11 protein-coding genes and 1 pseudogene are annotated in these 14,365 nt (G+C 39.3%); 9 read left to right on the forward strand and 3 right to left on the reverse strand.

The features are described 5' to 3' along the window. Nucleotides 1-90 precede the first annotated feature (90 nt). The gene (locus tag R8495_RS00935) at nt 91-1,515 is read left to right on the forward strand and encodes a 6-phospho-beta-glucosidase (protein WP_317635694.1); all 1,425 of its coding nucleotides are present in this window, start codon (nt 91-93) and stop codon (nt 1,513-1,515) included. A gap of 69 nt (nt 1,516-1,584) precedes the next feature. On the opposite strand, the gene R8495_RS00940 is transcribed toward R8495_RS00935, so the two are convergent. Genes R8495_RS00940 through R8495_RS00950 form a run of 3 tightly spaced genes read right to left on the reverse strand, consistent with a single transcriptional unit; the run spans nt 1,585 to nt 4,458 of the window. Next, nucleotides 1,585-2,340, reverse strand: a complete 756-nt coding sequence (locus R8495_RS00940; RefSeq protein WP_317635695.1) for a MurR/RpiR family transcriptional regulator — start codon at nt 2,338-2,340, stop codon at nt 1,585-1,587. Nucleotides 2,341-2,386: 46 nt separating this feature from the next. Then, nucleotides 2,387-3,190: a tyrosine-protein phosphatase gene (locus tag R8495_RS00945; RefSeq protein WP_317635696.1), complete on the reverse strand. Its 804-nt coding sequence runs from the start codon at nt 3,188-3,190 to the stop codon at nt 2,387-2,389. Nucleotides 3,191-3,207: 17 nt separating this feature from the next. After that, on the reverse strand, nt 3,208-4,458 hold the full coding sequence (locus tag R8495_RS00950; RefSeq protein WP_317635697.1) for a PTS sugar transporter subunit IIC: 1,251 nt from the start codon (nt 4,456-4,458) through the stop codon (nt 3,208-3,210). Between the two features lie 228 nt (nt 4,459-4,686). Between R8495_RS00950 and R8495_RS00955 the strand changes: the two genes are divergently transcribed. The 8 genes and pseudogenes from R8495_RS00955 to celB all read left to right on the forward strand — a co-directional run bounded on the left by R8495_RS00955 (nt 4,687) and on the right by celB (nt 14,316). Further along, the gene (locus tag R8495_RS00955) at nt 4,687-4,866 is read left to right on the forward strand and encodes a hypothetical protein (protein WP_317635698.1); all 180 of its coding nucleotides are present in this window, start codon (nt 4,687-4,689) and stop codon (nt 4,864-4,866) included. Nucleotides 4,867-5,320: 454 nt separating this feature from the next. Further along, on the forward strand, nt 5,321-6,637 hold the full coding sequence (locus R8495_RS00960; protein ID WP_317635699.1) for a PTS sugar transporter subunit IIC: 1,317 nt from the start codon (nt 5,321-5,323) through the stop codon (nt 6,635-6,637). 27 nt (nt 6,638-6,664) lie between these two features. Next, nucleotides 6,665-7,606 (forward strand): ROK family protein, encoded by a 942-nt coding sequence (locus R8495_RS00965; RefSeq protein WP_317635700.1) that lies wholly within the window; start codon nt 6,665-6,667, stop codon nt 7,604-7,606. Further along, nucleotides 7,606-9,042: pseudogene (locus R8495_RS00970) on the forward strand (6-phospho-beta-glucosidase). Before R8495_RS00965 ends, R8495_RS00970 begins: the two are co-directional and overlap by 1 nt. Nucleotides 9,043-9,176: 134 nt before the next feature. Then, nucleotides 9,177-10,682: a gluconokinase gene (locus R8495_RS00975; protein WP_317635701.1), complete on the forward strand. Its 1,506-nt coding sequence runs from the start codon at nt 9,177-9,179 to the stop codon at nt 10,680-10,682. A gap of 112 nt (nt 10,683-10,794) precedes the next feature. Beyond that, on the forward strand, nt 10,795-12,240 hold the full coding sequence (locus R8495_RS00980; RefSeq protein WP_317635702.1) for a 6-phospho-beta-glucosidase: 1,446 nt from the start codon (nt 10,795-10,797) through the stop codon (nt 12,238-12,240). 11 nt (nt 12,241-12,251) lie between these two features. Continuing rightward, nucleotides 12,252-13,034 (forward strand): tyrosine-protein phosphatase, encoded by a 783-nt coding sequence (locus R8495_RS00985; protein ID WP_317635703.1) that lies wholly within the window; start codon nt 12,252-12,254, stop codon nt 13,032-13,034. Then, nucleotides 13,012-14,316, forward strand: a complete 1,305-nt coding sequence (celB, locus tag R8495_RS00990) for a PTS cellobiose transporter subunit IIC (RefSeq protein ID WP_317635704.1) — start codon at nt 13,012-13,014, stop codon at nt 14,314-14,316. Before R8495_RS00985 ends, celB begins: the two co-directional genes overlap by 23 nt. Nucleotides 14,317-14,365 lie beyond the last annotated feature (49 nt).

Raw genomic sequence — 14,365 nt, forward strand, 5'->3', positions numbered from 1 at the left:
CACAATTTGTCGATTATTGAACATGTTTACGAAAAATTGAACGTGTTCAAGCTGGTGTATAATTAGATTTAGAAAAGTAGGAGGAACCAAATGAGTAATTTTCCAAAAGATTTTTTATGGGGCGGAGCAGTTGCCGCTAACCAATGCGAAGGAGCATATAAGACTGATGGCAAGGGAATGTCGCTGGTAGATATTTTGCCGGATGCTCATCACGGGCGCTGGGATGCGCTGATGCATCCCAAAGAAGCTGAAAAAACGACTTATGATTTCTATCCAAGTCATGAATCGATCGATTTCTACGAGACTTATGAAGAAGATCTTGAATTAATGGCTGAGATGAACTTCAAGGTTTTTAGAACATCGATCAGTTGGCCTAGAATTTTCCCAAATGGCGATGATTTAGAGCCCAATGAAGAAGGATTGAAGTTCTACGATCGACTATTTAAAAAGTGTAGAGATCTCGGCATGGAGTTATTAGTAACGATCAATCATTTCGATACGCCGCTTGCTTTGTTCGACAAGTACAATGGCTGGGAAAATAGAAAACTCGTTGATCTCTATTTGAAATATTGCGAAGTTTTGTTCAAGCGTTACAAAGGCATTGTAAAGTATTGGATTACATTTAATGAAATCAATATGCTTTTGCACATTCCTTTCTTAGGAGCAGGAATGGATGTTTCCGGCTTAGACGAAAATGATGCTTTGCAGAAAAAGTATCAAGCAGCGCATCATCAATTGGTGGCTTCCGCTAAAGCTGTCAAGATGGCACATACGATCGATCCTGACTGTCAAGTTGGCTGCATGCTCGCAGCAGGCGAAGTCTATCCCAACACTCCTAATCCAAAGGACGTCTGGGCTGCAGTTGAGTCCAACCGCGAAGGATATTTCTTTATCGATGTTCAGGCACGTGGATATTATCCGAACTATGCTCTTTCGTTTTTCGACCAAAATAATATCAAATTAGAGATGGAAAGTGGCGATTTGGAAGCTCTTAAGGATACAGTGGATTTTGTATCATTTAGTTATTACTCAAGTCGGCTTATAAGTGCTGACCCGGAGGTTTCGGCTGAGACTGGCGCTGGAAATGTCTTTAATAATTTGAAAAATCCATACTTGAAAACTTCAAGTTACGGCTGGCAAACTGATGGCTTAGGCCTCAGAATCACGATGAATAACATTTGGGATCGTTACCAAAAACCGCTTTTTGTTGTAGAGAACGGAATGGGCGAGAAGGACGTTCTTACCGACGACCATAAAGTTCACGATGATTACCGGATTGAATATCTAAAAGAGAATATTGTAGAAATGGACAAGGCTATTGAAGATGGTGTGATTTGCCTCGGCTACACTTCTTGGGGATGTATCGATTTGATTTCTGCGGGGACAGGAGAAATGGCCAAAAGATACGGCTATATCTACGTTGATCGCGATAATGATGGCAACGGAACTAACAAGAGATACCGCAAAGATTCATTTGATTGGTATAAACAAGTTATCAAAAATAACGGCATCTGATAAAGGATTGCAACTAGAGAACACTCGTTTAATTAGCGAGGTTCTTTTTTTGTGTAAAAGCCGAATTCTTTAGTTTAAATGTTCAAGATATTTTCTAATTAAAGTATCGATGCAGAGGTTTAGGGGCAAAAAAGAGTAGATCTTATTATTGTGAATCGGATTTTTGATCAATGTGGAGAAATAAAAGAGATTATAATCAGCCAAGCGGACGAGAGTGTTATTGGAGAAAGCGGTAATACTGATGATTCGTGATTGTTTCAGTTTAAACATTTCCAAAATATCAATTAACTCTTGAGATTCTCCGCTGTGAGAAGATACAATTAAGCAATTTCGATCAGTAATAAGCGGAATAATTGATTCGAGTTCACTTTTGCCCGAAAGATAAACAACGCGTTTGTTGCCAATACTCATTAGATTTCTTGAAAGTTCTTTAATACAATTTTGATTTGAATGACCGGTGCCATAGCAATAAATGAAATCAGCGTAATCCAAAACTTTAAAAATTGCCGAAAAATTTACTTGCTGCAGCAGGCGCTCAGTTTCTTGCAGATCTTTTTTTTGAGCTTCGATGAGGTCTGAATTCGGGAGTTTGTTATATTGCGTAGATTCAGCTTTTATTTTGACTTTGAATTCAGCAAAACTTGAGTACCCTAGTTTTTTGATTAGTTTTGAAATAAAAGATTTCGAAAGGTGGACGTTAATCGCGAGGTCTTGAATTTTAAGTCCTGTTAACAGAGCTTTGTTTTTATACATATATTCAACTACTTGCTTTTCGTTATAGTTGAGTTTATTTTTAGTAGCAATAATTCTCTGTTCAAAACTCATCTGATTCCCCCATTTTTTACTATCATACTGGGATTTGTTAGGAGAATCAAGTTAAATAATAGTTGCGAAAATTATTAATGAAGTTTTGATCCAAATTAAATGTTTTTGTTAAGTAACTTAATATTGTTCCGTCGCGTTTTTTCATTTCGTCAATGGCAGCTCTCATGACCGATGCTCTTGTGTCCATTGCCCGAAAAAGATACTTCAAGACCTGTTGATTGTCGGTGTAGAGCCGGTACTCATTCATTCGTTGATTGTTACGAGTGTTGTTGTAGCGGCTAGTTAAAAGATAATCTTGAACTACAGTTTCTTCATCAACACCTAACAGCAGTAGAACCAAAGCAGATCCATAACCGGTCCGATCTTTTCCACCCCGACAGTGTTGCAAAGAGATTAGCTCAGGACTGCTGCCAAGGAGTTTGATCATTTGAGCATATACTTGTTGAGAGTAAGGGGTATTTACGTAGTTAAGAATGCTTTGCTTCAAAAAATCAGTCGAGGTATCTAATTTTCCGGCTTCCTCAAGCTCGATTAACTTGTTAATCTTCTCGCGATCAGTTGTGAGATCACCACTAGCAATTGCAGCAATTTCGTCTTCTGGCGATAAAATAACGGTCTTGGCGCCAGAGATTGGTCGGTTGGGCCTTTTTTGTCGCTCAGCCGCGCTGCGGTAATCAATAATCAAATTAATTCCTAAAGCTTCTAATTTTTGCTGGTCTTGGCGGGATAGATTAAATAAATCATCTGAACGATATAATTTATGAGTTTTAACTGTTCTACCGTCTGCACTTTGATATCCCCCAAGGTCGCGGGTATTGAAAGTGCCGTCTAATTTAATTAAATGTTCCAATGTTTGTGCTCCGATGATTAAGATAATTTTTCTTCTTTTAAACTTTGGCGATTCAGGAATTTAATAAATGGATAATACAGAAGCATTATTAGGATCATTTGGACAATTTGTAGTAATCCGGTTCGCCAGTCGCCAATAACTAGTCCGCTGAGAAATGGGATATTCCAAGGGAAGGTGACGCCATTGGCGCGAGGAATTAGGTTAAGCACCGTTGAGATATAAGCAATTGCAATTGACATTACGGGTGCTAAACACATTGGAATAAATAGAACGGGATTTAAGACCATCGGAATTCCAAATTTCATCGGTTCACTAATGCCGAAAAATCCAGGCACTATGGCAATTTTACCGACTTCTTTTAAATGTTTACTGTGACAAACCATCAGTAGCAAAAGAGCGAGAGCGAAATGCCGCGGTCCTTTTAAGGTATTAATAAAACTCATCGTCATAATATTTGGAAGAGCCTTCCCGGCGGTATAAGCTGCTAAATTTTGCATCTCAAGGGGTTGGTATAAAGTATAGAGGATGGCAGAAGTTGTTAAACTGCCATGAATTCCAAAGAACCAAAGAAATTCAGAGAAGAACATCAGGAATAGGAGGGTCCAAATCGAACTTCCTAAGTGTTTCAAAGGGGTTTGAAGAACAGTATAGATAAGATCATGAATATTACCAAAAGAAGTGAACTTCAGGCAGCCAGAAACTAATAAAGTAATCGCTCCAATGATAATGCCAGGGATTAATGAAGTAAATGAATTAGCAATACTGGGCGGGACGTTGTCAGGCATTTTAATAGTAATATTTTTCTTGGTTAAGAAGTGATAAAACCAGGTCACGCAAAGGGCGACGATCATTGCCACGAACATTCCTTTCGAGCCTAAATAGCTGATCTCGATGGCGTTGACTTTGCCGTTGAAAACTCCCAGAGGAGTCAGGATAAAAAAAGACATTACTGAAATTAAAATTGAAGCGACCAGATCGCTTTTCATTAATGAAGACATTTCATAGGAAAGAGCAATTAGGACATAAACTGAAATCAAGTCAGTGGTCATTGTCGAGCCAATTTTAATTAACGGGGTAATTCCAGCATGATCAATGAATTTTTGGTAAGCTGGGATTCCCAAATTGGATAAAATTGCACAAATTGAACCGACCATTGTTACTGGCAGAATTTTGATCATCCCGTTAGCAATTGATTTGATGATCAAGTTTGATGAGAATTTTCCCATTACAGCGGTCAGTTTATCGGTAAAGGGCACTTTTGTTTCCATGGTTGATTTTCCTCCATCTAAATTTACTAGGTTCAGCATAATCTGAAAGCGCTTCAAAATAAATAGAGGAGTCTTGTTTATCAAGGGCTTCAATTTAAATCATAAGTTTCTATTTCGTAGAATAGTTTCCGTGATGTCGCTTGGTGTGACCCCAAATAGTAAACATAATATTGTGAGGTGAGAGAACGGAGATTTTCAAATAATAGCAGCGGGGATTGATGGTAATTTTTGGAACGGATCAAAGACACGCTGGATTATACCAAATATATCAAAATTATCGATCTAATTTCTCAATCAATGCGAGAAGATTTAGGTGAAATAGAGCCTGAACAATTTTCTTTAGATCTGGGACGAATCATTGACGGTGTTAAAAACGATCCCTGGTTGGAGAAACGAAAAAATGCGTAAGCTAGATATACCCACGTTATGAGTCAAGGAAATAACAGTTAAATTATATTCAGTGTGATTCAAAAAATGGACAATTATGCCGCTGGAGTTAATCAGAGATGAATTTATAATTATCAAAAAAGATGATTACGATCGAGATCTCAAACAGCACTCTAAGAAATCAGTGGACTACATTTGTGCAACTTGCGGGATTAAATTCCTACTATATAACTATAATTCTAATTCATCCACTTTGAAGTTGATTGAAGAAATCATTAAGTTGTATGGTATTTATAAAAAAATTAATTACTTTCGTATCATCGAAGTGAATCATCACATTCTTTTTACGAGAAACTAATTTGCTGTTAATAAGTATTTTTATCTAAATTTGTTTTATTGCCCTCCCTTAAGAAATCGGTTACAATGTTAATGTGAGAGCGTTTTTATTTTTAGGATTTAGAACAAAGGAGAAAAAATGCAAGAATGGATCAACAATAAGATGTTGCCGGTTGTCATGAAGTTTGCTAACAATAAGATTGTAAGCTCCATGAAAAACGGTTTGATTTACACGATGCCTTTGACGATTGTCGGATCGCTATTTATGCTACTATCCAATTTCCCAGTCCCAGCGGTATCAAATTATTTTATGAAGACTGGTTGGACGCTCTGGTTTTCTCAGGTAACAGGGGCGACTTACGATATCATGTCTTTGGTTGCGGTGTTTGCAATTGCTTATCAATGGGTTAAAGAGGATGGTTTTGATGGATTGCCAGCTGGAATTTTAGGGCTTGTGGCATATGTTATTACGCTTGATCCCACTAAGCCATTGATCGATAAAGGTAGTCAAAAGGTTTTGGGAACGGTGACAGGTGTGATTGACAAAACTTGGTCGGGAGGCCAAGGGATGATTGCAGCTATTATTATCGGCGCTTTAGTCGGCTGGGCGTACTCTTTCTTTTTAAAGCGCGATATTCGAATTAAACTACCTGAACAAGTTCCGGCAAACGTGAGTGGAGCTTTTACCGCATTGATACCAGCTGCCGTAATTATTACGAGCGCTTTTGCGGTTTACATTTTCTTCAATGCGGCATTTCATATGACAATGGTGTCAGCAATTTATAAAGTTATCCAGACTCCTCTACAGGGTATGACAGATAATGCTGCGGGATTCTTTGCCTATATCTTCTTAATTTCATTTCTTTGGTTCTTTGGGATTCACGGGGCAGTTGTGGTCGGAGGAATCTTAGGACCAATTGTCACTGCTTCGACGCTTGAAAACGTCAAGATCTTTCAACAAGGCGGACAAGCAGCTCTAGAAGCCCATGGTCATATCTTTATTGAACCCTTGCTTTCGCAATTTGCAACAGTTTCTGGGTCAGGATTTACCATTGGTCTTGTAATTTATATGTTGTTTTTCGGAAAATCAGCAATCTTTAAGCAGTTAGGCCGGCTAGCAATTGGACCTGCACTTTTCAATATTAATGAACCAATTCTATTTGGAGTTCCAATTGTTTTGAATCCACTACTTGCAATTCCTTTTATCGTTACACCACTGGTGACGGGGATGCTAACATATGCGGCAGTAGCTTTACACTTTTTGCCAGTTCTTTCAGGCGTTCAGGTTCCGTGGACCACGCCAGTGTTGTTCTCTGGTCTAATTGTCGGCGGGTCTCAAGGCTGGAAGTTCATGCTGTGGCAAGTGCTGCTAATTGTAATCTCTTGTGCAATTTGGTTCCCATTTGCGAGAATTCAAGATCGGCAAAATCTCCTTCAAGAACAAGGTAAAGCGTAGTAGTAGCTAAATATGAGGAGTATGATTTTGAAAAATTATATGGCATTTGATATCGGTGGCACCACCGTTAAATATGCGCGAGTTGATGAAAATGGAAAACTTTTTGATCGCGCAAGCTTTGAGACCGTTGATAATGCGCAGGCTCTAATTAATCAAATGGTTGATGTTGTTAAAAAAATTGAAACGAACCATCGACTTGAAGGGATTGGGGTTAGTGCCCCGGGAATTATCCGTAAGGACGGATTCATGGTTACCGGCGGAGCAATTCAAAGCCTTTACGATTTTCCATTGAGTGCAGAGTTGGCGAAAAAAACAGGTCTAGCTGTAACGGTTGAAAACGATGCAAACGCTGCTGCGATCGCTGAACACTGGATTGGAAATGCTGTTCATTGTGATAATTATCTGACCATCGTTTTGGGTACGGGAATCGGCGGCGGGATCGTGATTAACGGGGAAGTTTACCGAGGAGCTCACGGAATGGCTGGTGAATTTGGCTGGAATGTCATCCATGACATCGATTTGAGTGAAAATCTTGAGGATTATTCTTTGAACCTTCATGCAGCGGTAGTTTACGGGTTGATTCGCCGCTATAATGCTAGTAAAAAGCGCATGGGTGATGACAAATCTGTAAATGACGCACGAGAGATTTTAGAAGCCGCAGATCAAGGTGAACTTTTAGCTCAAAAGGCGGTTGATGAATTTATGCAAGATTTGGTAGTCATGCTTTTAAATTTATTTGCTAACTTTGATCCAGAACTGATTTTAATTGGCGGCGGAATTAGTGCAAACGTTAATTTCATGGAGCTGCTCAACCGAAAATTAGCTGAATATGTCAATCGTCATGGTAGTATTAGTCGTATTAAAAATATTTCACTAGGTCAAGTAAAGCCTGCAAAACTTTGTAATGATGCTGGTTTGGTCGGCGCGACTTATCAGATTAAGAAATATTTAGAAAAGGAAGGAAAATAGTGAGTCCATTATCAGATGATTTTTTGTGGGGCGGAGCAGTTGCTGCCCATCAGTTAGAAGGTGCTTGGCAAGAGGGCGGCAAAGGAGTTTCAATTGCCGATGTTATGACAGCAGGTGCTCACGGGGTTGATCGTGAGATCACGCCTGGCGTGCAAGAAGGGAAGAATTATCCTAATCATGAAGCAATTGATTTTTATCATCGCTATCATGAAGACGTTAAGTTGTTTGCAGATTTGGGGTTAAATTGTTTTAGGACTTCGATTGCTTGGGCCCGAATTTTTCCCAACGGCGATGAGTCAGCACCTAATGAAGCTGGATTAAAGTTCTATGATGATTTATTTGACGATTTGTTGGCGCACGGAATTGAGCCAGTTATTACATTATCGCATTTTGAAATGCCATATCATTTAGTTGAAAAATATGGTGGCTGGCGTGATCGGCGTTTGATCGATTTCTTTGTGCGTTTTGCAACCGTTGTTTTCTAGCGCTATCAGCATAAAGTAAAATATTGGATGACATTTAATGAAATTAATAATCAGGCGAGTCTTAATGAATGGGGCTTGTTTACAAACTCGGGGATTTTAGTTAAAGATAACGAAAATGCTGAGCAGGTAATGTATCAAGCTGCACACTATGAATTGGTTGCGAGCGCCCAGGCAGTCCAAATCGGTCATGCAATTAATCCGGATTTTGAAATTGGGTGTATGGTGGCAATGGGCCCAACTTATCCAGCGACTCCAGACCCAAGAGACATTTTGAAAGCCCAAAAAGTCATGCAAGCTAATTATTGGTTTTCTGATGTTCAAGTATTGGGCAGTTATCCAGAATGGTTGACCAAGTACCAGGAAAATCAAAATTTCAAATTGGATATTACTAATGAAGACTTATACACTCTAGATTCGGGAGTCGTTGATTACGTCGGGATCTCTTATTACGCTTCGAACGTGGTGAAATCTTCTGAAAATGAACCGCTAAGCAACTTAACACCAGGACATAATGAAGAAGTTACCAATTCGGCGCTTGAGAAAACTGATTGGGGTTGGCAAATTGATCCGCTTGGTTTACGATACAGCTTAAATTGGCTCACTGATCGCTATCATTTACCAATTTTTATTGTGGAAAATGGGATGGGAGCGTTTGATCAAGTTGAAAAAGACGGCAAAATTCATGATCCTTATCGAATTGAATACCTCAAAAAGCACATTGAACAAATGAAATTAGCAGTCTCTGAAGATGGCGTTGATTTGATGGGTTACACTCCGTGGGGCTTGATTGATCTCGTTTCGGCGGGTACGGGTCAAATGGAGAAACGTTATGGTGTTATCTATGTCGACAAAAATGATAAGGGCGAGGGAACTCTTGAGCGATCTCGCAAGGATTCATTTGATTGGTTTAAGAAGGTGATCGCGACTAACGGCGATGATTTAACTGAATAAATTACAAAAAAGCTTCTCAAATTCAATGGGAAGTTTTTTAATGTTTTTTTCTTTGAAACATTTATTTCTCTTGGTAATTTTCGAAGCTGGGTTAAAATTAAAGAAAAACATTTATGAAAGTCAGGAGTCGGTTAATGAACTACATTATTGGCATTGACGTGGGGACGACGAACACGAAGGCAGTTCTCTATGATCTCAATGGGCATCTTTTGGCGAAGGCCTCTCGAAGTTATCGTCTTTATCAAGACGAGATTGATCAGGCAGAAGAAGATCCAGAGGAAATATTTCAAGCGGTAGTTGAAGTGCTTCAGGCGGTTATTAAATGTGCGGGGGTTGAAGCTCAGAATATTTTAGCTATCTCCTGGTCTGCTCAGCAACACAGCCTTTTAGCGCTTGATCAAAACTTTAAGCCGCTTACGAGGGTGATTACTTGGGCAGATAATCGTGCGATGTCAGTGACTCAGAAATTTAAAAATAGCGGTCAGGGCCTTAAATTTTATCACTCGACGGGCTTGCCCATTCATCCAATGGGTCCGATTTACAAATTATTTTGGTTAAAAGAAGTTGATCCAGAATTATTTAGACGCACATCTTACTGGGTTGGCATTAAAGAATACATAATTTGGCGTTTGACTGGTCAATTGCAAATTGACGAATCCATGGCTGCTTCAACGGGCTTGTTTAATTTAAATAGTTTGCAGTGGGATCAAGATATTTTAAAAACTGTGGGCGTTAGAGAAAGTCAATTGCCAGAAGTCGTGCCGATTACGGCGGCGATTAGCGGAGTTCACTTGGAAATTTCGCGCCAACTGGATTTAAATCCAGCGATCAAGATCGTGATGGGTGCAACAGACGGTGCCTTGTCAACGCTAGGTATCGCTGGCACCCAAGAAAAAACTTTGACAATTAACGTTGGAACTTCAGCGGCAGTGAGAGAGGTAGTGGATCAACCAATTCTTGATTCGGATGCGCGGTTATTTTGTTATCCGATCGTCAAGGGAAAATATTTGGTTGGCGGGCCAATTAACAACGGCGGGATCGTTTTTAATTGGGCAAGAGAAACTCTATTAGATGGTGAGGCTCAGGCCTTTGACGAGGTGATCAAACTCGCCTGCTCAGCGCCAGCGGGATCTAACGGTTTAATTTTTTATCCGTATTTAGGAGGCGAGAGAGCACCTTTGTGGGATGCCGATGCGCGGGGAACTTTTGTCGGGCTTAATCGAAATCACAGCAAGGCGGATTTAATTCGTTCAGTGATGGAGGGCATAATTTTCAACGTTTATCTGGTTGCCCAAGCAACTAAGCTTGATTATACCAAAATTCTCGCTACCGGCGGATTCGTTCAGTCAGATTTAAGTGCCCAAATTTTAGCCGATGTTTTTGAACAAAGAATCTCAATTCCAACTGACAGTGAGGCCGGATGTTTTGCAGCAATGTTTATCGCTCGTTTGAGTTTAGGATTTGCAAAAGAACTGTCAGATATCAGTAATAATTTTGGATCCGAAAAACAATATCTCCCAGCGGATAAGATTACAGATTCTTATCGGGAACTAAAGCAGATTTTTATCAGATTTGCTAAAAATAATACTAATTTAGATCATGCCCTTGCTGATTATCAAAGGAAATATCACAAACTTTAAACAAGATTGTTTTATTTTCAAAAACACAAATCTTAAGATAAACCGTCAATTAAGGTGGTAATATGTTAAACTCTGGTGTAAACGTTATCACGAATGAGGGGGATATTAATTTTTGAAAGAAAATGCTGGATTTAGAGATGATTTTCTTTGGGGCGGTGCAGTTGCGGCTCATCAGTTAGAAGGAGCCTGGCGCGAGGGTGGTAAAGGGGTCAGCATTGCTGATGTTATGACTGCCGGAAGCAATGAATCTAAGCGCCAGATTACTGACGGAGTTCAACCAGGTGTTTATTACCCTAATCATGAAGGAATTGATTTCTATCATCGTTACCCAGAAGATCTTAAGCTGATGGCCGAGATGGGGTTTAAATGTTTTCGGACTTCAATTGCTTGGACGCGAATTTTTCCAAATGGCGATGAAACTAGTCCAAACGAAGAAGGTTTAAAATTCTATGATCAATTGTTTGATGAATGTTTGAAATATCAGATTGAGCCGGTTATTACTTTATCGCATTTTGAAATGCCTTATAACCTGGTAACTAAATATGGTGGTTGGCGCAGTCGAAAACTGATTGATTTCTTTTTGAATTATGCTCAGACAGTTTTTGAACGTTATCAAAATAAAGTGAAATATTGGATGACTTTTAATGAAATCAATAATCAGGCGAATTATTATGATCCGTTACCACTGCTCGTTGATTCGGGTCTCATTGTTCAGCCAGATGAAAATATTGAGCGGACAATGTATCAAGCGGCCCATTATGAATTGGTAGCGAGTGCTAAAGCCGTCAAATTAGCGCATCAGATTAATGACGATTTTAAAATTGGATCGATGGTCGCGGTGACACCAATTTATCCGCAAACTTCTAAACCAGCCGACGTTATTAAAGCAGAGAAAATTTCACAAGCTCGTTACTGGTTTGAAGATGTTCAGGCGAACGGTGAATATCCATGGTGGTTAAAAAATTATCAAGCTAAACAGAATTGGAATTTAGATATTACTAAAGAAGATTTAGAAGTTTTGGCTGAAAATACCGTTGATTACCTCGGTTTTAGTTACTATAAATCGCGGTGTGTGAGCGCTAATCCTGGAGAAGCTCCGCAATATCGCTATCAAGGTATTAAAAGTTTTGCACCCAATCAACATTTACCAAAAACCGAATGGGGCTGGGAGATTGATCCAGAGGGTCTGAGGATTGCGATGAATTGGCTTGCTGATCGATATCACAAGCCGCAATTTATCGTAGAAAATGGACTGGGAGCCGTTGATCAGGTTGAGCCTGACGGCAAGATTCACGATCCTTACCGAATTGATTATTTAAAAGCTCATATTGAACAAATGAAATTAGCAGTGGTGGAAGATGGGATTGATTTGTTGGGATACACTCCATGGGGATGTATCGATTTAATTTCGGCGGGCACTGGCGAGATGTCCAAACGTTATGGTTTTATCTACGTTGATCGCGATGATGTGGGCAAAGGAAGTTTAAAACGGCTTAGAAAAGATTCATTTTTCTGGTATCAACAGGTGATTAAATCCAATGGTGAAAAACTTGATTAAGGAGCTAGAAATTGAATTTAGTTAATTTTCGTGATTTAGGCACACTGGTTTCAAGTGATGGACGGCCAGTTAAAACCAAACGACTTTTGCGTTCTGGCGAGCCCGTAGCTCTTGATCCAGATACGCAAGAAAGCCTAGTAAAAGATTATCATTTAACACAAATTATTGATTTTAGAGGACCTAAAGAGATTAAAGAGCGGCCTGATACCGTACTTCCAGGCGTTAAAATGGTTAATCTAGATATTCAGCACGGGACCAAAGCTAATGGGGTCAGCTTAAGTGACTTAGCAAAAATCGGAAAGTCCGATTACGTCGATCAACATATGATGAACGTTTACGAAGATATGGTCATAAATCCTAATCCGCAAAATTGTTATCGTGATTTTCTAAATTTGCTTTTAGAAAATCGTGAAGGTGCGACTTTGTTTCACTGTTTTGCAGGTAAAGATCGGACTGGATATGCTGCCGCTTTAATCCTTTGGTTATTAGATGTTAGTGATGAACAAATTATGCAGGACTATTTAGCCACTAACGAAAACCGTAAGACCGCAAATGAACAAATTTTAAATGATTATCGCAAACAAGGATTTAGCGAAGAAGCGGTGCAGGCTTTGTCAATTTCGCTTTATGTTAAAGCTAAATATTTGAAATGTGCTGAAAAATTAATTAAGGACAATTATGGGGATGTTCAGAATTACGCTGAAAAAGTTCTTGATTTTGATTCAGGCAAAGTAAGTAAATTAAAAGAATTGTATTTAGGAGAAGAGAACAGTGGGACAGAAAGAAAAAAGTAGTTTTTTAAACGAAAAATTAATTCCCTTTTTTAACAAAATCGCAGGCTCTCGTCATTTGATTGCTTTACGTGACGGGATGACGGCGGCTGTACCAATGATTATTATTGGTTCAATTTTTATGATGATTGGTCAATTTCCAATTAAGAGTTACCAGACATTTATGACTCAGACGTTTGGGGCAAACTGGGCGACGATCGTGCAGTATCCAACGAACGCTTCATTTCATATCATGGGTTTAATTGCCGTTGCGGGGATTTCTTATAATTTGGCAAAAAGTTATAAGATAGACGCATTTTCCAGCATGATTGTGGCAATTGGTGCGTTCATTTTAACAATTCCAATGCAAATTGATAAAAAAGGAGCTCTATGGATTCCTTTGAAACTGTTAGATTCATCAGGATTATTTATCGCATTGATCGTCGGCTTATTTGTGACGGATCTGTATGTTTGGTTGGTACATAAGAATTTAACGATCAAAATGCCCGATACCGTTCCGCCAGCAGTTAGTAATTCGTTTGCTTCACTGTTTCCTGGCGCAATCGTCTTAATCGTAGTTTGGTTAGTGCGTCTCGGAGTGGAAGCAACTCCAATGAAGAGTATTCCTAATGTGATTACTTTCTTCTTGCAAGCTCCACTAGGTCATTTGACAAATACTTTAGGTGGGGCGTTAGTTATTGAGTTTATTGTTAGTTTTCTATGGCTTTTTGGGATTCACGGAGCCAATACTTTAACCGGAATTACATCGCCAATGTTACTTGCAGCATTAGCTGAAAATGCTTCTGCTCAAGCTGCTGGCAAACCATTACCAAACATTGTAACTAAGCAGTTTTTTGAAATTTTTATCAGAATTGGTGGTTGTGGGGCAACTTTAGGTTTAGCACTTATGATTGCTTTTATGTCGCGAAGTAAAGAGTTTAAAGTACTTGGAGAATTAGTGGTTGGACCGGCAATATTTAATATTAATGAACCGATCGTCTTCGGGTTGCCAATTGTTTTGAACTACAAAATGGCGATCCCTTATATCTTGGCGCCGCTTAGTAATGTTGTGATGACTTATACGTCGATGAAATTTGGTTGGGTGGCAAGAACTTTTGGGGTCATGGTACCATGGACCACTCCACCGCTTCTTTCGGGCTACTTATCGACCGGCCATATCTCGGGTGCGGTTTTACAGCTAGTAGAGATAATTGTAGATGCGATGATTTATTTCTTCTTCTTTAAGAGTATGGATAATGACAAAGTAAAAGAAGAAGCAGCGGCAGAGGCAGCCTTACAAGCCTAATTAGAAACCTGATTGTGGCGTGAGCTCAATCGGGTTTTTACTTAAAACA

The organism is Xylocopilactobacillus apicola (genome assembly GCF_033095985.1).
GTDB lineage: Bacteria > Bacillota > Bacilli > Lactobacillales > Lactobacillaceae > Xylocopilactobacillus > Xylocopilactobacillus apicola.